The 19,102-nt window shown below is 59.4% G+C and carries 20 protein-coding genes; 11 read left to right on the forward strand and 9 right to left on the reverse strand.

Annotation, left to right across the window (positions count from 1 at the left end; translation table 11 throughout):
- Positions 1–45 precede the first annotated feature (45 nt).
- Positions 46–480, forward strand: coding sequence for a hypothetical protein (locus tag ACIPIN_RS25760; protein ID WP_401123692.1), 435 nt, complete (start codon positions 46–48; stop codon positions 478–480).
- Positions 480–884, forward strand: coding sequence for an META domain-containing protein (locus tag ACIPIN_RS25765; RefSeq protein ID WP_401123694.1), 405 nt, complete (start codon positions 480–482; stop codon positions 882–884). Before ACIPIN_RS25760 ends, ACIPIN_RS25765 begins: the two co-directional genes overlap by 1 nt.
- 93 nt (positions 885–977) lie before the next feature.
- Here ACIPIN_RS25765 and ACIPIN_RS25770 read toward each other — a convergent pair whose 3' ends face one another.
- The gene (locus tag ACIPIN_RS25770; protein ID WP_401123697.1) at positions 978–1,445 is read right to left on the reverse strand and encodes a TlpA disulfide reductase family protein; all 468 of its coding nucleotides are present in this window, start codon (positions 1,443–1,445) and stop codon (positions 978–980) included.
- Positions 1,446–1,560: 115 nt separating this feature from the next.
- Between ACIPIN_RS25770 and arsC the strand changes: the two genes are divergently transcribed.
- From arsC to ACIPIN_RS25785, 3 genes are read left to right on the forward strand one after another with little or no spacing between them, the layout of a single operon-like run.
- The gene (gene arsC / locus ACIPIN_RS25775) at positions 1,561–1,914 is read left to right on the forward strand and encodes an arsenate reductase (glutaredoxin) (RefSeq protein ID WP_401123700.1); all 354 of its coding nucleotides are present in this window, start codon (positions 1,561–1,563) and stop codon (positions 1,912–1,914) included.
- A complete protein-coding gene (gene wrbA, locus ACIPIN_RS25780; protein ID WP_401123703.1) occupies positions 1,911–2,507 on the forward strand; it encodes an NAD(P)H:quinone oxidoreductase in 597 nt (198 codons plus the stop codon). The genes arsC and wrbA overlap by 4 nt, the downstream gene beginning before the upstream one ends.
- 1 nt (position 2,508) lies before the next feature.
- Positions 2,509–2,934 carry a DUF2069 domain-containing protein gene (locus tag ACIPIN_RS25785; protein WP_401123705.1) on the forward strand — a complete coding sequence of 142 codons (426 nt, stop codon included), beginning with the start codon at positions 2,509–2,511 and terminating at the stop codon, positions 2,932–2,934.
- A 79-nt stretch (positions 2,935–3,013) separates the two neighbouring features.
- On the opposite strand, the gene ACIPIN_RS25790 is transcribed toward ACIPIN_RS25785, so the two are convergent.
- A complete protein-coding gene (locus ACIPIN_RS25790; protein ID WP_401123708.1) occupies positions 3,014–3,685 on the reverse strand; it encodes a DNA-3-methyladenine glycosylase I in 672 nt (223 codons plus the stop codon).
- 141 nt (positions 3,686–3,826) lie between these two features.
- The gene (gene ttcA, locus ACIPIN_RS25795; protein WP_123426817.1) at positions 3,827–4,651 is read right to left on the reverse strand and encodes a tRNA 2-thiocytidine(32) synthetase TtcA; all 825 of its coding nucleotides are present in this window, start codon (positions 4,649–4,651) and stop codon (positions 3,827–3,829) included.
- 331 nt (positions 4,652–4,982) lie between these two features.
- Here ttcA and ACIPIN_RS25800 point away from each other — a divergent pair, with 331 nt between their 5' ends.
- Both ACIPIN_RS25800 and ACIPIN_RS25805 read left to right on the forward strand, forming a co-directional pair.
- Positions 4,983–5,585 carry a Yip1 family protein gene (locus ACIPIN_RS25800; RefSeq protein WP_401123712.1) on the forward strand — a complete coding sequence of 201 codons (603 nt, stop codon included), beginning with the start codon at positions 4,983–4,985 and terminating at the stop codon, positions 5,583–5,585.
- A gap of 195 nt (positions 5,586–5,780) precedes the next feature.
- Positions 5,781–6,275, forward strand: coding sequence for a SprT family zinc-dependent metalloprotease (locus tag ACIPIN_RS25805; RefSeq protein ID WP_401123715.1), 495 nt, complete (start codon positions 5,781–5,783; stop codon positions 6,273–6,275).
- Positions 6,276–6,408: 133 nt separating this feature from the next.
- On the opposite strand, the gene ACIPIN_RS25810 is transcribed toward ACIPIN_RS25805, so the two are convergent.
- Both ACIPIN_RS25810 and ACIPIN_RS25815 read right to left on the reverse strand, forming a co-directional pair.
- Complete coding sequence (locus ACIPIN_RS25810) at positions 6,409–7,590, reverse strand: CaiB/BaiF CoA transferase family protein (RefSeq protein WP_401123718.1); 1,182 nt, start codon at positions 7,588–7,590, stop codon at positions 6,409–6,411.
- Between the two features lie 145 nt (positions 7,591–7,735).
- Positions 7,736–9,070 carry a dicarboxylate/amino acid:cation symporter gene (locus tag ACIPIN_RS25815; protein ID WP_401123720.1) on the reverse strand — a complete coding sequence of 445 codons (1,335 nt, stop codon included), beginning with the start codon at positions 9,068–9,070 and terminating at the stop codon, positions 7,736–7,738.
- A gap of 336 nt (positions 9,071–9,406) precedes the next feature.
- Here ACIPIN_RS25815 and ACIPIN_RS25820 point away from each other — a divergent pair, with 336 nt between their 5' ends.
- On the forward strand, positions 9,407–10,405 hold the full coding sequence (locus tag ACIPIN_RS25820) for an AraC family transcriptional regulator (protein WP_401123723.1): 999 nt from the start codon (positions 9,407–9,409) through the stop codon (positions 10,403–10,405).
- Between the two features lie 96 nt (positions 10,406–10,501).
- Here ACIPIN_RS25820 and ACIPIN_RS25825 read toward each other — a convergent pair whose 3' ends face one another.
- Both ACIPIN_RS25825 and ACIPIN_RS25830 read right to left on the reverse strand, forming a co-directional pair.
- Positions 10,502–11,848 carry an ATP-binding protein gene (locus ACIPIN_RS25825; RefSeq protein WP_401123726.1) on the reverse strand — a complete coding sequence of 449 codons (1,347 nt, stop codon included), beginning with the start codon at positions 11,846–11,848 and terminating at the stop codon, positions 10,502–10,504.
- Entirely contained in the window at positions 11,845–12,522 is a 678-nt protein-coding gene (locus ACIPIN_RS25830; protein ID WP_401123729.1) for a response regulator, read from the reverse strand. The genes ACIPIN_RS25825 and ACIPIN_RS25830 overlap by 4 nt, the downstream gene beginning before the upstream one ends.
- A 239-nt stretch (positions 12,523–12,761) precedes the next feature.
- Between ACIPIN_RS25830 and ACIPIN_RS25835 the strand changes: the two genes are divergently transcribed.
- Both ACIPIN_RS25835 and ACIPIN_RS25840 read left to right on the forward strand, forming a co-directional pair.
- Complete coding sequence (locus ACIPIN_RS25835) at positions 12,762–13,553, forward strand: dienelactone hydrolase family protein (RefSeq protein WP_401123731.1); 792 nt, start codon at positions 12,762–12,764, stop codon at positions 13,551–13,553.
- 153 nt (positions 13,554–13,706) lie between these two features.
- A complete protein-coding gene (locus tag ACIPIN_RS25840) occupies positions 13,707–14,432 on the forward strand; it encodes a 4'-phosphopantetheinyl transferase (protein WP_401123733.1) in 726 nt (241 codons plus the stop codon).
- A gap of 132 nt (positions 14,433–14,564) precedes the next feature.
- Here ACIPIN_RS25840 and ACIPIN_RS25845 read toward each other — a convergent pair whose 3' ends face one another.
- Positions 14,565–16,175, reverse strand: coding sequence for an ATP-binding protein (locus ACIPIN_RS25845; protein ID WP_401123736.1), 1,611 nt, complete (start codon positions 16,173–16,175; stop codon positions 14,565–14,567).
- Positions 16,172–16,897 (reverse strand): response regulator, encoded by a 726-nt coding sequence (locus tag ACIPIN_RS25850; RefSeq protein WP_401123738.1) that lies wholly within the window; start codon positions 16,895–16,897, stop codon positions 16,172–16,174. Before ACIPIN_RS25850 ends, ACIPIN_RS25845 begins: the two co-directional genes overlap by 4 nt.
- Before the next feature lie 730 nt (positions 16,898–17,627).
- Between ACIPIN_RS25850 and ACIPIN_RS25855 the strand changes: the two genes are divergently transcribed.
- On the forward strand, positions 17,628–19,102 hold a 1,475-nt coding region (locus tag ACIPIN_RS25855; RefSeq protein ID WP_401123740.1), incomplete at its 3' end, for an ATP cone domain-containing protein.

The following is a 19,102-nucleotide window of genomic DNA, read 5'->3' on the forward strand; positions in this document are numbered from 1 at the left end:
CTGATTCCTTCGCGTGCTAGCATATCGCGCATATTTGGAGGACCCATGGTCGAACACGATTTCCGCTACAGCCTGATGAACCCGCAACACACCCTGACCGAATGCCGTGCGCTGACGCCGGGGCGTTATCAAGTCACCGGCAACGGCGGCTCGATCCGCGCCGATGATGTGTTGTTGGTCACCCTCAAGGGCAGCAAGGACTTGTCCATGCGCCTGACCGTTGAAAGCGTTCGCCACCTGCTCAAGCCCATGGGCCAATGGGTGGCAGTGGCCAGTGGTCCGGTGTTTGGTGAGTTGGCGATCCACAACTGGCAAGTGAACTGCGACAGCTGCGCCAAAGAGTTGAAGTTCGAGTTCGCGGTTGATGCCAAGCTGGGCAACAAGGCCGAAAAACCGGCCGCCACCGCACGGATTGCCGAGCTGGGCTGGACTACCGCCTTCGAGAAGCACCTGTGCCCGAAATGCCAGGAGCCCGCGTAATGAAACACCTCGTTCTGGCTGGGATAGTGGGTGTTGGCCTGTTGGGTTGCGCCGCTGAGCCAGTACAACTGCAGCAGGATCGCAGCTACGTCCTGGAGTGGATCGGCGAACGCCCGCTGATCGACTACAGTCACCTGACCATCACCCTCGGTGAAGACGGTCGGGCTTACGGCAATGGTGGCTGCAACCACTGGTTCGCGCCCTACACTCTGGACGGCGACAAGCTGAGCTTCGGCAAAGTCGGCAGCACCCGCAAAATGTGCGCCCCGGCCTTGATGGAACAGGAAAAACGCTTCCTGCAAGCGCTGGAAACCGTGCAGCGCTGGGACATCTCGCCAATCGAGCAAATGCGTTTCTGGCCTGCCGAAGGCAAGCCGCTGCGCTGGTGGCTTGAAGAGGGTTAATCCTCTTCAAGCCAAAAAAGATCGCAGCCTTCGGCAGCTCCTACACAATCTCCTGTAGGAGCTGCCGAAGGCTGCGATCTTTTCAATAGCGCCTCAATTCATCGCCTGCAACGCCTTAAGCTTCGCCATCACCCCCGCTGCAGTCTGCTCGCCCATCAACTGCTCACGCACCTTGCCTTTGTCATCGATGATGTAGGTCACCGGCAACGCCTCGCTGCGCGGCAAGTCGAAGTGGTCGGCCGGATCCTGGGCCAGCACCGTGAACTTGATCCCGAGTTTTTCACTGGCACTCTTCAGATCTTCGCCCTGCACATTGTCGAAGTTGACCCCTAACACGCTGACTTTCTGACCCTTGAGCTGTTCAGCCAAAGTGTTCAACTCTGGTATCTCGGTACGACACGGGCTACACCACTCGGCCCAGTAATTGAGCACAAACCATTGGCCGTCCAGACGCCCGGACGCCACTTTCTGTCCCAGTTGATCGGTGCCGTAGTCATAGCCACAGCCGCCAAGCAGCAAGGTTGCGAAGAGGGCCAATGCTGCTGTCAGTCGCCTTGTCATGGGGTGATCCTTACTCAAAAAATAGGTTCTGCTGCAACCCATCGCCTCCCAAGGTTCAGGACTGCTCGCTGCACAGGTAGAATAGCTGCCACCTTACGCAAGATGCGACCCGCACATGACCGATCTGACGCTTTATCACAACCCGCGCTGCTCGAAATCCCGCGGTGCGCTGGAACTGCTGGAAGCCCGTGGCCTGACGCCAACCGTGGTCCGCTACCTGGAAACCCCGCTGAACGCCGCGCAGTTGCAAAGCCTGCTGGGCAAACTCGGGATCAGCGCCCGACAACTGCTGCGCACCGGCGAAGATGAATATAAAACCCTGAATCTGGCAGACAGCAGCCTGAGCGAGGCGCAATTGATCGCCGCCATCGCCGAATATCCGAAACTCATGGAGCGACCGATTCTCGAAGTCGGCGACAAAGCCGTCATCGGCCGTCCGCCAGAGAGCGTGCTGGAGATTCTGCCGTGAGTGCGCCGTACATTCTGGTTCTGTATTACAGCCGCAGCGGCTCGACCAATGAAATGGCCCGGCAGATTGCCCGTGGCATTGAGCAGGCCGGGATGGAAGCACGCCTGCGCACAGTGCCGGCGATCTCCAGCGAATGCGAGGCGGTGTCACCGGACATTCCCGATGAAGGCGCGCTCTACGCCAGCCTCGACGATCTGAAAAACTGCGCGGGCCTGGCCCTCGGCAGCCCGACCCGTTTCGGCAACATGGCGGCGCCGTTGAAGTACTTCCTCGACGGCACCAGCAACCTGTGGCTAACCGGCGCACTGGTGGGCAAACCAGCCGGGGTCTTCACCTCGACAGCCAGCCTGCACGGCGGCCAGGAAACCACCCTGCTGTCGATGATGCTGCCATTGCTGCACCACGGCATGCTGATCACCGGCCTGCCCTACAGCGAATCGGCATTGCTGGAAACTCGCGGCGGCGGCACGCCCTACGGCGCCAGCCATCATGCCGGCGCTGACGGCAAAAGCGGCTTGAACGAGCATGAAGTCGCACTGTGCCGGGCATTGGGCCTGCGCCTGGCGAAAACCGCCCTGAAACTGGAGCGCTAACGTGGCCAAGAAGCCGAAGGTTCTGCCCTCTATCGAATGGCTCGAACCGCGAGTTCGGGCTATGCGCGTCATCAGCCTGCTGTGCTTTTTCGGCCTGCTGGGTTTGCTCTGCGCCTATTACCTGGTGATCGCCGACCTGCATGGTGCGCGGCCGTGGGTCATCCTGCTGATTGAACTGGTGCCGTTGTTGTTGCTGGCACCGGGCATGATCAGCGGCAACGCGCGCGGGCATTCGTGGATGTGCTTTGTGGTGAACCTGTATTTCATCAAGGGCGCGATTGCCGCGTTCGACCCGAACCGACAGGTGTTTGGTCTGCTGGAGATGGTCGCGAGCCTGGCGGTGTTCTGTTCGGCGTTGCTGTATGTACGCTGGCGGTTTCAGCTCAATCGCAAACTGGCCGGCGAAGGCGAGATCTCCGTCGCCTGATAGATGAAGATCGCAGCCTGCGGCAGCTCCTACGCACGCTATCTCTGTAGGAGCTGCCGCAGGCTGCGATCTTTTGGTCTCAATGGTTGACGGTGTAAGCCAGCATCATCGATATCTGGCACATCGGCCGGCCGCTCTCGGCGTGCCATTGGTTGAAGGCGTTCTGCACCGTCGCCAGATCGCGCAGGCTGGTCGGCACCTTGTCGATAATCTCTTGCGCACTCAGCGCCGCGACCACGTCATAACTCGGCACGAACGTGTCCTTGCCGATCATCCGCAGAAACCGCGGCGCCGACAATCCACCCAACTGATGCCCGTGCCTGGCCAGGTACTTCCACAGGCCAACGATGTCGGTCACCGGCCATTCGGCGATCAACTCACCGAAACTGCCCTTCTCTTTCGCCACGTCCAGCACGAACTGCGCATTGCGCGGCACGCTCTTGAGCTTGCCCAGGTGGCGGATGATCCGCGCGTCCTGCATCAGTCGTTCAAGGTGCTCGGCGCCCATCAGCACGACCTTTTCCGGATCGAACTTGAAGAACACTTCTTCGAATGCCGGCCACTTGGCGTCCACCAGACTGTGCTTGAGGCCAGCGCGAAACACCCGCAACGCCAAGGTCGACAGGTAGCGATCATCGCTGATCTTGCGCAGTTGTGCCGGGGTCTTGGGCACGGGCAGATGGGCTTCCAGTTCGGCTGCCGAACCAAAACGGTTCAGACAGTATTCGTGCAGCCACTTGTAATCGCGCATGCCCTCTCCTGAGGATTGAATTGAAAACGGCCTGCCATAAGAACCTGTGGGAGCGAGCTTGCTCGCGATGGCGGTGTGTCAGCCGGTATTGTTGTCGACTGACAGGACGCAATCGCGAGCAAGCTCGCTCCCACATTTTGTTCAGAGGTTGACGACGTTGACGAAACGCGACGCAGCAGTTTCGTCGATGCGCAGGTTGGTGAAGTCGAACAGGTTACGGTCCGCCAGCTGCGACGGAATGACGTTCTGCAAACCACGGAAAATGCTTTCGGTGCGACCCGGGGTCTTGCGTTCCCATTCCTGGAGCATTTCCTTGACCACCTGGCGTTGCAGGTTTTCCTGAGAGCCACAGAGGTTGCACGGGATGATCGGGAATTGCTTGAAGTCCGAGTAGGCCTGAATGTCTTTTTCGTTGCAGTAGGCCAGCGGGCGGATCACCACGTTACGGCCGTCATCGGCGCGCAGTTTGGGCGGCATGGCCTTGAGCGAACCGTTGTAGAACATGTTCAGGAAGAACGTCTCGACGATGTCGTCGCGGTGATGACCGAGGGCCATTTTCGTCGCACCGATTTCGTCGGCGAAGGTGTAGAGCGTGCCGCGACGCAGGCGTGAGCACAGCGAGCAGGTGGTCTTGCCTTCCGGCACCAGCTCCTTGACCACCGAGTAGGTGTCCTTTTCGACGATGTGGTATTCCACGCCCAGCTCTTTCAGGTAGGCCGGCAGCACATGTTCAGGAAAACCCGGCTGTTTCTGGTCCATGTTCACCGCGACGATCTCGAACTTGATCGGCGCCACCTTCTGCAAATGCATCAGCACATCGAGCATGGTGTAGCTGTCCTTGCCGCCGGACAGGCAGACCATGACCTTGTCGCCCTCTTCGATCATGTTGTAATCGGCGACGGCTTCACCGGCCAGCCGGCGTAGACGTTTCTGCAGTTTGTTCTGGTTGACCGTAAGAGTGCCCATGGCGCTTGAAATCCGCGAGGTGTGACGAAAGGCGGCATTTTACGCAAAAACACTGACCGGGCGAAGAGCCCTAAAAGATCGCAGCCTCCGGCAGCTCCTACACCGGTTCCGTAGGAGCTGCCGAAGGCTGTGATCCTTTGATCTTGCTATCCAACTGCGATTAGCCGCAGGGTTTACAGCGCGATTTGCTCTAAAGCCCCCCACCTGCGACAGCAAGTACTTCCTATACTGCGACATAAGGTCGCACGCATTTCAGGCCTCTACTTACTTGGCCGCTGGCCCGTAGGCGCTCCATTGGGGGGCGATAGCAATCACGAAGGAGTGACTGACTATGATCCATCACGTCGTGGGGCTTTTCACCCACCCTGATCAAGAATGGAAGGAAATTCGTGGCGACCAAGAGGAAAGCATCAGCCACATGTACCTCACCCACACGCTGATTCTGGCGGCAATACCGGCTATTTCGGCGTTTATCGGCACCACTCGGGTCGGCTGGGTCATCGGTAGCCGCGCGCCGGTCATGCTGACCCAGGAAAGCGCGCTCTGGATGACCATCATGTCGTACCTGGCGATGCTCGGCGGGGTCGCGGTGATGGGGGCGTTCGTTCACTGGATGGCCCGCACCTATGACGCCAGCCCAAGCCTTGCACGTTGTGTCGCGTTTGCCACCTACACCGCCACGCCGCTGTTCATCGGCGGGCTGGCGGCGCTGTATCCACACATGTGGCTGGGCATGGTCGTCGGCACGGCGGCCATCTGCTACACCGTGTACCTGCTCTATGTGGGGCTGCCGACCTTCATGAACATTCCGTCCGATGAGGGTTTTCTATTCTCAAGTTCAGTGCTCGCCGTAGGGCTGGTGGTGCTGGTTGCGATCATGGCATTCACCGTCATTGTCTGGGGCCTGGGCGTCGGCCCGGTCTATACCAACTAATAAAAGGGGCAATTGAAGCCTGAAACTCGAGCCGCTGAAGCGAGCAAAGGACGCCGCCAACAAAACAAACAAGGATCTGTCAACACAGGCCGCCGCAAGGCGGCCTTTTAATTGTGCGCCGACCATTCGGCGCCTGAGCGATTCGCAATGTTCACGGTTTGCAGCATACTCGACGCCTCTGGAGATCCGCTAAGCATGCCTCAGCAACTCAATACCCGCGTCGAAGACTGTTTCCAACAAGCCGAATCCTTTTTCAAACGACCTTTCAAACGCCCAGTGGTCAGCCTCAAGTTACGCGGCCAGAAAGCCGGCGTCGCCCATCTGCATGAAAACCTGCTGCGCTTCAATCCGCAGCTGTACCAGGAAAACGCCGAAGACTTCCTCAAGCAAACCGTGGCTCACGAAGTTGCGCACCTGATCGCCCATCAACTGTTCGGCGACAGCATTCAGCCGCATGGCGAAGAATGGCAATTGATCATGCGTGGGGTCTACGAACTGCCGCCCAACCGTTGCCACACCTACGCAATCAAGCGCCGCAGCGTGACCCGCTACATCTACCGTTGTCCCTGCGCCAACAGCGATTTCCCGTTCTCGGCCCAGCGCCATAGCCTGGTGCGACAAGGCCGGCGGTATTTGTGCCGGCGTTGCCGGCAGACGTTGGTGTTTACCGGTGAGTCGCGGGTCGAGTAGTGATATTTTCGGTGTTCATTCGGACGCCTTCGCGAGCAAGCGAACGTCGCCCGGCCCTTCCCACACTGGATCTGTGTCACGCTGAAGATTAAATGTGGGAGCGGGCTTGCTCGCGAAGAGGCCCTCAAAATCCCTACAAAACCACCTTGGCACTGCGCAACTCTTCGATCCGCCGCTCGCTATAACCCAACTCACCCAACACCTGATCGGTATGTTCGCCCAGCGCCGCGCCGATATGTCGTGGCTGCGGCAACCCCTCCGAAAACTTCAACGGACAGGCCATTTGCGCCTGCGTGGTAGCGTCGTTGCGCGGCACCTGGGTCACCAGCCCCCGAACCTTCAGCTGCGGGTGCTCGACCGCCTCAGCCAAGCTAAGCACCGGTTCAACGCAAGCATCGATCCCGGCAAACAACTGGCAGAGCTCGGCAAAGTCATGCTTTTCGAACTCGATCTGTAACGCCAGCTTGAGCGCCTTTTGCTGCTCGGCACTGGGCGACAAACCCAGTACTGCCAGCTCCGGCTGACCCAGCGCCGTGCACAGCGGCTGCATGAAATCCGGTTCCAGGCTGCCCACTGACATCCAGCGACCATCGCGGGTGCGGTAATAGTCGTAGAAGCTACCGCCATTGAGCATTTGATCTTCGCGCCCAGGCGTCACACCGCAGGCCAGATAACCCGCGCCCGCCATCGCATTCAAGCTGAATGCGCAGTCAGTCATGCTCACGTCCAGGTGTTGCCCCTGACCACTGTGCTGACGGGCAATCACCGCCGCCAGCAGACCGATTACCCCATGCAGCGAACCGCCGGCAATGTCCGCGACCTGAATTCCCAACGGCAACGGCCCGCTGTCCTCGCGTCCGGTGTAGCTGGCCACGCCTGCCAGCGCCAGGTAATTGATGTCGTGACCGGCGCGGTCCCTGTAGGGGCCCGTCTGGCCGTAACCGGTGATCGAGACGTAAATCAGCCGCGGATTGATCGCCTTCAAGGTTTCATAACCCAGCCCCAGACGCTCCATCACCCCAGGGCGAAACTGCTCAAGGAGGATGTCGTGGTCTTGCAGCAGTTGCTTGACCACCTCCAGCGCTGCGGGCTGCTTGAGGTCCAGCGCCAGGCTGCGCTTATTGCGATTGAGGTAGGCGTGGCTGGCAGAAGCGCCCTGATCATGGGGCGGCAGGACCCGCAGCAGGTCCATGCGGGTCGGCGACTCGATGCGCAACACCTCGGCGCCCATGTCCGCCAGCAACAGCGAGGCGAACGGTCCCGGCAGCAGCGTCGAAAAATCCAGAACCTTGAGTGATGCCAGTGGCCCGTGCATAAGCGTTCTCCTTAAGCGATGCCTCAAGCGTAGGCAGCCGAAGACCTTGCAGCAATCACCTTAAGCATCAGCCGGACTGACCTTTGCGCTCAAACCGCAGGCAATAAAAAACCCGCCGAAGCGGGTTTTTCATCAACTCGATGAATTACTTCACCGAAGTCGGGGCTGGGCTTTCAGCCACATGCAGATCGTCTTCTCCATGCGTATTGGTGATTCCGCGACCACCGGAAGCCAGTTCCGTGTGCATCTGGTCGACGTCCAGCTCTTTGACCCACTTGGCCACGACCAGAGTGGCAACCGCGTTACCCACCAGGTTGGTCAGGGCGCGAGCTTCGGACATGAAGCGGTCGATACCCAGGATCAGCGCCAAGCCGGCAACCGGCAAGTGACCCACCGCCGACAGAGTGGCGGCCAGCACGATGAAACCGCTACCGGTCACACCGGCAGCGCCTTTGGAGGACAGCAGCAGCACGATCAGCAAGGTGATCTGGTGAGTGATGTCCATGTGAGTGTCGGTCGCCTGAGCGATGAACACCGCCGCCATGGTCAGGTAGATTGCAGTACCGTCCAGATTGAACGAATAACCGGTCGGGATCACCAGACCCACAACGGATTTCTTCGCGCCCAGACGCTCCATTTTGATCAGCATGCGTGGCAGCACCGACTCCGAAGAGGAAGTACCCAGCACGATCAGCAGCTCTTCACGGATGTAGCGAATCACTTTCAGCACGCTGAAACCGTGTGCGCGAGCGATACCGCCCAACACGACCAGAATGAACAACAGGCAAGTGATGTAGAAGCACGCCATCAACTGGCCCAGTTGCACCAGCGAGCCGACGCCGTAGGCACCGATGGTGAAGGCCATGGCGCCCAAGGCACCGATTGGCGCGAGCTTCATGATCATGTTGATGATGTTGAACATCACGTGGGCGAAGCGATCGATGAAGTCCAGGATCGGCTTGCCGTAGGCACCCAGGCGATGCAGGGCGAAACCGAAGATCACCGAGAACATCAGCACTTGCAGGATATCGCCGGTGGCGAACGCGCCAACGATGGTGGTCGGGATGACGTTCAGGAGGAAGCCAACGACGCTTTGATCAGCACCGGCCGCGACATAGGCCGCAACCTTGGATGCATCCAGGGTACTGACATCGATGTGCATGCCGTTACCTGGCTGCACGATGTTGACCACCACCAGACCCACCAGCAACGCGATGGTCGAAACGATTTCGAAGTACAGCAGCGCATAACCGCCGGTCTTGCCGACCGATTTCATGTTCTGCATGCCAGCGATACCGCTGACCACGGTGCAGAAGATGATCGGTGCGATGATCATTTTGATCAGTTTGATGAACCCGTCACCCAGTGGCTTGAGTGCCACGGCAGTCTGCGGGTAGAAGTGACCGAGCAGGATGCCGATAGCGATGGCAACGATCACCTGAAGATACAGGGATTTGTACAGTGGCTGACGAGTCGTCATTGCAAAGTTCCTCAAGAGCACCGCGCTGCAATCATCCATCTGACGCAGACGACACCTAAAGTGCGAACCCTCCTGCACTGGAGGGATTTGTTTTGTCGAGCTGCGCGCAGGCAGACCTATCGCCCTTATCGCAAAGCCCGTGCCACCTTGCCAAAATCCCCCGAAAGCCTTTTGCCGTCAGGGTTGCAGGACTCCTTTCATGCCTCGACCACCTGATTGAGGTGGCGGATTCCCGCCCATCGACCGGTTCTCGTCCTGCAATTTGGCGGATATCCGCCTTGTCCTGCCGCGAGGCCGTGGCTAAGATCCGCCACTCAATGGACGGACCGGACCCCAATGCGCGAACGTACCATCGCCAGTCATTTTGCCCGTGCGGCCCTCGGTGGCGCACGCCGGCGCGGCTATGACTATTCGGGCCTGCTGCTGCAGTTGGGGATCAGCGCCGAATTGCTCGACGAGCCCCGCGCGAGGATCGCGCCGGAACAGTTCACCGGCCTGCTGCAAGGGCTCTGGCAGGCGCTGGATGACGAATACCTGGGCTTTGCCCGTGGCCCAAGCAAACGCGGCACCTTCGCCATGATGTGCCATGCCTTGATTCACTGCCGCACGCTCGAGAAAGCACTCAGTCGCGGCTTATTATTTTATAGCCTATTCCCCGACGGTCCGCGCCTGACCCTGACCCACGAGGGCGAAATGGTCCGTTTGAGCCTGGACGATTCGCAGCTGTGGGACCCGGATCACTTTTTCAGCGAATGTCAGTTGGTGATCTGGCATCGACTGAGCAGTTGGCTGATCGGTCAGCGCATTCGCCTGGAACAGGCCTGTTTCAGCTACCCGAAACCCGGGCACGGTGCCGAGTACGACCTGTTATTCCCCTGCCCTATGGTGTTCTCGGCCGAACAGAGCAGCCTGCTGTTTCACAGCCGTTACCTGCATATGCCGTTGCTGCAGGACGAACGGACCCTCAAGCATTTCCTCGATCGCTCACCCGCCGATCTGCTGTCGCGCCCGGATGACGGCGATAGCCTCAGCAGCCAGCTACGACGCCTGCTCAGCCGTGACAGTGCACGCTGGCCAGACCTGGAAGCAGTCGCCGCGCACCTGCATATCAGCCCGCAGACCTTGCGTCGGCACTTGCGTGAAGAGGGTTCGAGTTTTCAGGAATTGAAAGACCAACTGCGCCGCGATATCGCGATTTATCACCTGAGCCGCGCCGATCTGTCGTTGCAACAGATCGCCGAACAACTGGGCTTTTCCGAACCGTCGGCGTTTCACCGGGCGTTCAAGAAGTGGACCGGATTGACGCCAGGCGCCTATCGCGCGCAGGAGAATTAAGAGCAAAAGATCGCAGCCTTCGGCAGCTCCTACATGGAATGGCGTACACCCGTAGGAGCACCGAAGGCTGCGATCTTTTCAGCCACACCGCCCTTCTCAAGCTGCCGGGAAGTGAATCCGGAATACCGCGCCGCCCAGGGTTGAATCCCCAAGGGTCAACTGTGCGCCGTAGCTCTCGATGATGTCCTTGACCACCGCCAGACCGATACCCTGCCCCGGGTGCTGACGGTCCAGCCGTTCGCCGCGCTGGAGAATTCGCGCACGCTGATCCGGTGGCACACCCGGGCCGTCATCTTCGACACACAGCTCAACGCCACTCATGGTCTGCCGCAGGCTGATGCGCACTTCACTCAGGCACAGGCGATAGGCGTTTTCCAGCAAGTTGCCGAGCATTTCCAGCAAGGCGCCCTGCTCGATCGGCACGTAGCACGGGTCCGGCAGATCGAAGGAGGTTCGTACCTGCTTGTCGCGGTAGACCTTGTCCAGCGTATCGCAAAGGCTTTGCAGCACCGGCCGCAATCGCACCTGGTGGCGTACCAGACCGCTTTTACGCAAGCTCGCGCGCTGCAACTGATAACTGATCTGCTGACTCATGCGCTCAATCTGCGATTGCAGCACCCACGCCTGCTCACGATTTTCCGGCCGCTGAGCCATGTCTTCACTCACCCCTTGCAAGACCGCCAACGGGGTTTTCAGGCTGTGGGCCAGGTCATCCAGAGAGTCGCGGTAGCGACTGCGCTGTTCACGCTCGCTGCGCAGCAAACGGTTCAGGGAGCCAGTCAGGCGCAACAGTTCGCGGGGGTGTTCTTCGCTGAGGCTTTCAAGGGCGCCGCTCTCGATCTGGTCCAGTTCCTGACTCAAGCGCTTGAGTGCCTGCAAGCCCCAGGTCAAGCCGATCCACAGCAGCGACAGCAACACCAGCAACGCGGCGCCAAACCCCAGATAGAGTTTTTCGCGCAGACCTTCGAGTGTCAGCTGGTACTCACGCACCGGTTGCAGCGCGACGATACTGAACGCTGCACTTTTGCCGCCAAGCAGTTTGACCTCGACGTCATAGACGAAGAACTCCTGACCATTGGCCTCGCGAATTCGCGCGAACTGATTGCCGTGTCCGTCATAACGCGGTTTGTAGTTGATGTCCTCTTCCTGAGTCGCCCGCGAGCGCCAGACCAGATGCCCTTCGCGATCATAGATGTAGCCCAGCAAGCGACTGTCGGTGAGGTTGAAGCGCTCATCCGGCATCTGCGTGGGCATCACCAAACGATTGTTTTCAACCCGCGCCGCGGAAATCAGCGTGGTGACATCCGACGCCAGGCGCTGCTCGATCGAGTCTTGCAGCGCCAGGCTGAACGCGCCCTGCATGGCCGGCAACAAGGCCAGCATGAACAACACCGCCAGCGTCGTGGCGGCGAGCATCAGGCGCAGACGGAGCGATCGAATCACCGGCAGCGCTCATTGAACAGGTAGCCCAGACCACGCACGGTATCGATCGGTTTAAAACCCGCCCGCCCTTCAAGCTTGCGCCGCAGACGGCCGACCAGCACTTCGATCACGTTCGGATCGCGCTCGTCGTCATCCGGGTAGAGCTGTTCCATCAAACGATCCTTGGCGACCACCTGTTGGTGATGACGCATCAAGTATTCAAGGATCCGGTACTCATAAGCGGTCAACGCCAATGGCTGCTCGTCGAGGGTCGCTTGTTTGCGATTGAGGTCCAGCAACAAGGGCCCGGCGATGATGGTCGACTGGGTAAAACCGCTGGAGCGGCGCAGCAAGGCATTCAGGCGCGCGTCCAGCTCTTCGAACTGGAACGGCTTGACCACGTAATCGTCGGCGCCAGCAGCGAGGCCTTCGACCTTGTCCTGCCAGTTGCCGCGCGCAGTCAGAATCAGGATCGGAAAGGTCTTGCCTTGCGCACGCAGCTGGCGAATCAGGTCCAGCCCACCCATGCCCGGCAGACCAAGGTCGATCACCGCCAGGTCATGGTTGAATTGCCCGGTCTGGTACAAGGCCTCTTCGGCGTTCGCCACGGACTCGACCACGTGGCCATTGTCGGTCAGGCGGGTTTGCAGGTGATGACGCAGAAGCGCCTCGTCTTCGACGACCAGCAGTTTCATAACGCTCTCCCAGGCAAAATCAACGTCTCCACAGGTACCTCGCACCTCGATTGCTAATACGCCAGTAACGGTAACCCGGTTTAACCAAGGTCTTTGGCGAAACCTGCTGCATCATTCCGGCCAACCCTGACGAAGTAACCGATACCACAGTTGTGACTGTAGGTTAACCACAACCCGCTGAACTCGGACTGAACAGGATCGACTAGGCTGTCTGGACGTCTTTTAAAGGAGCATCAACCATGCGCGTATTTATCGCACTCGTATTACTGGCCTTGAGCGGCCTCAGCCAAGCGGCGATCAAGACTCAAGAGATCCCTTACAAGAGTGCTGACGGCACCGAAATGATCGGCTACTACGCCTATGACGACAGCATTCAGGGGGCTCGCCCGGGCGTGGTGGTGGTCCACGAGTTCTGGGGGCTCAACGACTACGCCAAGCGCCGGGCTCGTGACCTCGCCGGGCTGGGTTACAGCGCACTGGCGATCGATATGTATGGCGAAGGCAAAAACACCGAGCACCCGAACGACGCCATGGCGTTCATGGAAGCGGCGCTTAAAAACAGCGCGACGGCCAGCGCTCGCTTCAATGCCGGGCTTGATCTGCTGAAAAAACAACCGCAGACCGACCCGAACAAACTCGCGGCCATCGGCTACTGCTTCGGCGGCAAGATCGTTCTCGATGCGGCACGCCAAGGGACACCGCTGGCGGGTGTGGTGAGTTTCCACGGCGCATTGGCGACCAGTACTCCGGCGACACCTGGCAGCGTCAAGGCCAAGGTATTGGTGGAACACGGCGCCCTGGACAGCATGGTCACCGCAGACCAGGTGGCGGCGTTCAAAACCGAGATGAACAAGGCCGGTGCCGACTATAAGTTCGTCAGTCTGAAAGGTGCCAAGCATGGTTTCAGCAACCCGGACGCTGATCGCCTGAGCCACGGCGAGCACGGCGGCCCGGACATTGGCTACAACAAAGCCGCCGATGAACGCTCGTGGGCGGATATGAAGGCGTTCTTCAAGAAGATATTTGGCTGATCAAATATCTACAACTGACCCTGACCAATGTAGGAGCTGGCGAAGCCTGCGATCTTTTCGGCAGATCAAAAGATCGCAGCCTGCGGCAGCTCCTACGATGTGCAGGTTTAATCGAGGCTATCCAGCTCTTGGGCAACCCGGCAAAATACCGGGATGAATCCGCTCCCCGCTCTTCCCGCCTGCTGCACGCCGCTCGACGCCCACTGGCCGTTGCCGGACGTGCTGCCTGACACGGTGCTGCTCAGCACCCGTTTCGATCCGTCATTGCTGGCCTTCGACGACTTCCAGCGCAGCACGATCGAACCGCCCCCCAGCATCCAGCGCTCGGTCGCCAAACGTCAGGCCGAGTTTCTCGCCGGGCGAGTGTGCGCCCGGGCCGCCTTGCAACAACTGGAAGGTCTGGACTGTATCCCGGCGATTGGCGAGGACCGCGCCCCCGTATGGCCGGCGCATATCTGTGGCTCGATCACCCACAGCACCGGCCGGGCCGCGGCCATCGTTGCACGCAAGACGCATTGGCGTGGCTTGGGCATGGACCTGGAAAACCTGCTCAACACCGAGCGTGCCGAGCGTCTGGCCGCAGAAATCCTCACCTCACCCGAGCTCAAACGCATGGCCGTGGGCGGTCGCGATCAGCTGGCGCTGTGGGTGACCCTGACCTTTTCGGTCAAGGAAAGCCTGTTCAAGGCACTCTACCCCATCGTGCAGAAACGCTTCTATTTCGAACATGCCGAAGTGCTGGAGTGGACCGACAGCGGGCACGTGCGCCTGCGCTTGCTGACCGACCTCTCCAGCGAATGGCACTACGGCACGGAACTGGACGCGCAGTTTGGTGTGCGCGATGGGCAACTGTTGAGCCTGGTCAGCATCAAGGCCTGAAGGTTTTCAGCGCCTGTTCGACCGTCATCGCGAGCAAGCTTTGCTCCTACAGATGTGGAGTCAGTCGCGAACGACACAGATCCGTAGGAGCAAAGCTTGCTCGCGATGAGGCCCTTACAGACGGTAAAGATCTCAGGACTTTTCCTGATTGCGTGGCCAGCTCAGACTGAAGCACGCGCCACCGAGGTTTTTACTCTTGCTGATCAACGCTCGGCCGCCATGCCAGTGAACGATCCGACGCACGATAGACAGCCCCAGACCGTGCCCACCGGACGCTCGGGTGCGGCTGTCATCCAGACGCAAAAACGGCGTGAAAATCTTTTCCCAGGCACTTTCCGGCACACCCGGCCCATCGTCTTCGACATCGACGCGACAACGCTGCTGCCCCACCTGATAACTGATCGACACCTGGGACTGAGCATGACGCATGGCGTTGCTCACCAGATTCTGCAACGCCCGATGCAGGTAACGCGGCTCGGCCTCGACCCAGGCGTCATCGCAATCGGCAGCCGACAGACACAGGCCACGTTGAACCGTCACATTGGCGCGTAATGGCGCCAGTTCGCTGATCACCTGATTGACCAAGGCATCGAGGTCGACCCGCTGGAAGTTCAGCGCCGGCGAACCCTGTTCCAGCCTCGCATACGTGAGCATCTCGTCCACCAGGCCATCGAGGTCCTGAATATCGTGGTCCATGCCCTCCAGGTATTTATCCCGCGCCTGTGGCGTGCTCGCCGTACTGATCATCTCCAGGCCAAAACGCAACCGCGCAACGGGCGTGCGCAGTTCATGGGATACCGCGCGTACCAACTCACGCTGAATCGCCAGCAATTGCTGCAAGTGCTCGGCCATGCCGTTGAACGCCGCCGCCAACCGCCCCACCGAGTCCGCACCACGTGCCGGCACGCGGGTTTCCAGGCTGCCTTTGGCGATCCGCGTGGCGGCGGACTCCAGACCTCTCAAGCGGCGCTCCAACTGGCGCACCAGCAAATAGACGATCACGCCGATCAGACTCAGGCCCAGCGCCGCAATCAACACCAACCACTCCGGCGGGTACGGGCTCATCTGATACAACGGACCGATCTCCAGTACCCAAGGCGTACCGACCATCCCGGCAAATACCCGGATCGAATCGCCGCCCTTGCCCAGCGCCATTACCGTGTCGCCTTCAGAGACCCGACGGCTCTGGTCCTCATCCATGTCAGCCTGATCGACCGTGATCAATTGCAGGTCGAAGCCAAAGCCCTTGTCCTTCTTCAGCGCCTCAAGACGCTTAGGCTGCTCGGCCACCGGATAGCGCACCAACTCATCGGCCAACAGATAAATCGTCGCCCGCGCCAGTTGCTCGCTGATCTGCTGCACTTCCCCCGCAAGAACAAGCTGTTCTTTATCACTGACCAACCGGTAGACCTTCGCCGCGTGCGGACCGGTCTGTTCGACCAATGCCTGGCCGTGCAGCACCCGTGTGCGCTGGCTCAGGTCCAGGTCGGTCTGGGCGAAGGTTTGCAAGGTCAAGGGAATGCCCAGCAAACGCTCCCACACCAGCAACGCACGATGACGTTCGGTCTCGTTCATCGGTTGCAGATTGTCGGCCATCAAGGAAAACGTGCCATGGGCCAGGCGCTCGCGATATTGCTCGCTGCGCACCTGATTGAGCAGGTGCAAGGCCAGTACGCCGAGCACCGCCACCAGAATCAGCGCGGCGCACATGCCGCCATAAATGCGCAGGAAGATCGAGTTCACAGGGGCTGGTCTACGCAGGCTTCTGGAACGAACAGGTAACCCTTGCTGCGAATGGTCTTGATCAGCCGCGGATGGATCGGGTCATCACCGATCTTCGGCCGGATCCGCGAAATGCGGACATCGATCGATCGGTCCTGGCCGTCGTAGCCGATGCCTCGCAGCGCAGTGAAGATTTCTTCGCGGGACAGAATCCGCCCGGCGTTGGCCACCAGCAGCCAGAGCAGATCGAACTCGGCACTGGTCAATTCGATACCTTTGTCCTGCAGCCACGCTTCACGCAGGGCGTTGTCGACGACCAGCGGGCCGAACTGCAGACGACGGAGCTTTTCCGGTGCCGCAGGCTCTGGTGCTTCGCTACGTCGCAGCAACGCCTGGATCCGCGCCAGCAGCAAGCGCGGGCGCACCGGTTTGCACACGTAGTCGTCGGCGCCCATGTCCAGGCCCTGGATCTGGTCCATGTCGTCTGTGCGTGCGGTGAGCATCAGGATCGGCCCGTCGTAGCGATCACGAACCTTGCGGCAAATCGTCAGGCCGTCTTCACCGGGGAGCATCAGGTCAAGGATCACCAGGTCCGGTTGCTCGGTGATAATCCGCGCCGCCGCCAGCGCTCCATTGCCTTCGATGGTGACCCGCAGACCGTTGCTTTCCAGGTACTCACGAGTCAACTCGGCCAAGCGCTGGTCATCCTCGACAATCAATACCTGCCAGGCTTCTTGCTCCACGGGTGACCTCTTTACCGAACACTATTAAGGAAGGCTCCACTCGTCTTTTTGTAATGATTGGAGTGGATAAGACTGCGTATGCAGTGACCGATTGTAGCAATGCCTCCCCTTGAGAACACAAGCTGGCAAATGCGCTCGGTAACTGCGTTTTTTTGTGATAGGGTTCGCGCCCGCAAAAATCCGCCCCAGGCTATTTTTCAGGGCAAAATTCTATGACAAACGGTCCACCCCAGCAGGGTCGCGGCCTACACGCTGATTGGCAGTTTCATACACATTTTACGCACAGCTTTATCCACAGGTAGTACGTTGCAATCACCCCCCAAAACGCATTATCTTGTAGCTTGCGTTCAAAAAAACCCTACATGTAGGGTTTTGCACGAAAAACCAAACACAAATCAGACAAGAAACTCAAGTGCTTTTCTTGCATGTTTTTGGTTGAACCAAACGCATTTTCAGAAGCCCAAACCGCACCTGCGGGTGGCTACTGTTTTTCAGCTCCAACTGCGAAAACGGTACGGGTGTTGCAGTCAAGAACTGTCACCCAAACGGAATTCGGTTTTCGGCCTCGGGCTTGAAACCAAAGACTTCGGCAAGGAAGCGGCGCCCGACAGCCCCCTTCCTGACTGTCCCGAAGTTGTTATGCCCGGCCCTTGCCGGTTGTAGTGCTTCAGGACGGAACGGTGGGCACCTTCATGGTGCCCAAACAAACATAGAGAACGTGGAGACACCCATGCAAACCGACACAACTCGCGAGAACCCGCAGGGCACCGCGCCGCTGGCCGCTGATTCGAATTCGGATCTGTCCGCCACCGCGCCAGGCCAACTGCGCGTGATCAAGCGTAACGGCACTGTCGTTCCTTACACCGATGACAAAATCACCGTCGCCATCACCAAAGCGTTTCTCGCAGTTGAAGGCGGCACCGCTGCTGCCTCGTCGCGAATCCACGACACCGTTGCCCGTCTGACCGAACAAGTCACCGCGACCTTCAAGCGTCGCATGCCATCGGGTGGCACCATCCACATCGAAGAAATCCAGGACCAGGTCGAACTGGCCCTGATGCGTGCCGGCGAGCAGAAAGTGGCTCGCGACTACGTGATCTACCGTGACGGCCGCTCCAAGGAACGCGCCACCCGCGCGCCTGCCGAGGAAGCGGTACAGGCTCACCCGTCAATCCGCATCACCCGCGCCGACGGCACCTTTGCTCCACTGGACATGGGCCGCCTGAACACCATCGTTACCGAAGCCTGCGAAGGTCTGGAAGAAGTCGACGGTGACCTGATCCAGCGCGAAACCCTGAAGAACCTCTACGACGGCGTGGCCCTGACCGACGTCAACACCGCACTGGTGATGACCGCCCGTACGCTGGTTGAACGTGAGCCGAACTACTCGTTCGTGACCGCGCGCCTGCTGATGGACACCCTGCGTGCCGAAGGCCTGAGCTTCCTGGAAGTCGCTGAAAGCGCGACCCACCACGAAATGGTCGACCTGTACGCCAAGGCTCTACCCGCCTATATCGCAAAAGGTATCGAATACGAATTGCTGAACCCGGTCCTGGCCACCTTTGACCTGGAAAAACTCGGCAAGGCAATCAACCACGAGCGCGACCAGCAGTTCACCTACCTGGGTCTGCAAACCCTGTACGACCGTTACTTCATCCACAAGGATGGCGTGCGTTTCGAACTGCCACAGATCTTCTTCATGCGCGTGGCCATGGGTCTTGCGATCGAAGAGAAGAACAAGGAAGACCGTGCGATCGAGTTCTACAACCTGTTGTCGTCCTTCGACTACATGTCCTCGACCCCGACCCTGTTCAACGCCGGTACCCTGCGTCCACAGCTGTCGAGCTGCTACCTGACCACCGTGCCGGATGACCTGTCAGGCATTTACCACGCGATTCACGACAACGCCATGTTGTCGAAATTTGCTGGCGGTCTGGGCAACGACTGGACTCCGGTTCGCGCATTGGGCTCGTACATCAAGGGCACCAACGGCAAATCCCAGGGTGTCGTACCGTTCCTGAAAGTGGTGAACGACACCGCTGTCGCCGTCAACCAGGGTGGCAAGCGCAAAGGCGCTGTCTGCGCTTACCTGGAAACCTGGCACATGGACATCGAGGAGTTCATCGAGCTGCGCAAGAACACCGGTGATGACCGTCGTCGTACCCACGACATGAACACCGCCAACTGGATCCCCGACCTGTTCAT

The sequence above is a fragment of the Pseudomonas sp. NPDC087697 genome (assembly GCF_044743155.1).
Classification (GTDB): domain Bacteria; phylum Pseudomonadota; class Gammaproteobacteria; order Pseudomonadales; family Pseudomonadaceae; genus Aquipseudomonas.

Excerpts from the sequence above, each read along its gene's own strand:
- ACIPIN_RS25760 (WP_401123692.1), top strand. The coding sequence starts at position 46 with ATGGTCGAACACGATTTCCGCTACAGCCTGATGAACCCGCAACACACC.
- ACIPIN_RS25765 (WP_401123694.1), top strand. The coding sequence starts at position 480 with ATGAAACACCTCGTTCTGGCTGGGATAGTGGGTGTTGGCCTGTTGGGT.
- ACIPIN_RS25770 (WP_401123697.1), bottom strand. The coding sequence starts at position 1,445 with ATGACAAGGCGACTGACAGCAGCATTGGCCCTCTTCGCAACCTTGCTG.
- arsC (WP_401123700.1), top strand. The coding sequence starts at position 1,561 with ATGACCGATCTGACGCTTTATCACAACCCGCGCTGCTCGAAATCCCGC.
- ACIPIN_RS25790 (WP_401123708.1), bottom strand. The coding sequence starts at position 3,685 with ATGCGCGATTACAAGTGGCTGCACGAATACTGTCTGAACCGTTTTGGT.
- ttcA (WP_123426817.1), bottom strand. The coding sequence starts at position 4,651 with ATGGGCACTCTTACGGTCAACCAGAACAAACTGCAGAAACGTCTACGC.
- ACIPIN_RS25800 (WP_401123712.1), top strand. The coding sequence starts at position 4,983 with ATGATCCATCACGTCGTGGGGCTTTTCACCCACCCTGATCAAGAATGG.
- ACIPIN_RS25805 (WP_401123715.1), top strand. The coding sequence starts at position 5,781 with ATGCCTCAGCAACTCAATACCCGCGTCGAAGACTGTTTCCAACAAGCC.
- ACIPIN_RS25810 (WP_401123718.1), bottom strand. The coding sequence starts at position 7,590 with ATGCACGGGCCACTGGCATCACTCAAGGTTCTGGATTTTTCGACGCTG.
- ACIPIN_RS25815 (WP_401123720.1), bottom strand. The coding sequence starts at position 9,070 with ATGACGACTCGTCAGCCACTGTACAAATCCCTGTATCTTCAGGTGATC.
- ACIPIN_RS25820 (WP_401123723.1), top strand. The coding sequence starts at position 9,407 with ATGCGCGAACGTACCATCGCCAGTCATTTTGCCCGTGCGGCCCTCGGT.
- ACIPIN_RS25830 (WP_401123729.1), bottom strand. The coding sequence starts at position 12,522 with ATGAAACTGCTGGTCGTCGAAGACGAGGCGCTTCTGCGTCATCACCTG.
- ACIPIN_RS25835 (WP_401123731.1), top strand. The coding sequence starts at position 12,762 with ATGCGCGTATTTATCGCACTCGTATTACTGGCCTTGAGCGGCCTCAGC.
- ACIPIN_RS25840 (WP_401123733.1), top strand. The coding sequence starts at position 13,707 with ATGAATCCGCTCCCCGCTCTTCCCGCCTGCTGCACGCCGCTCGACGCC.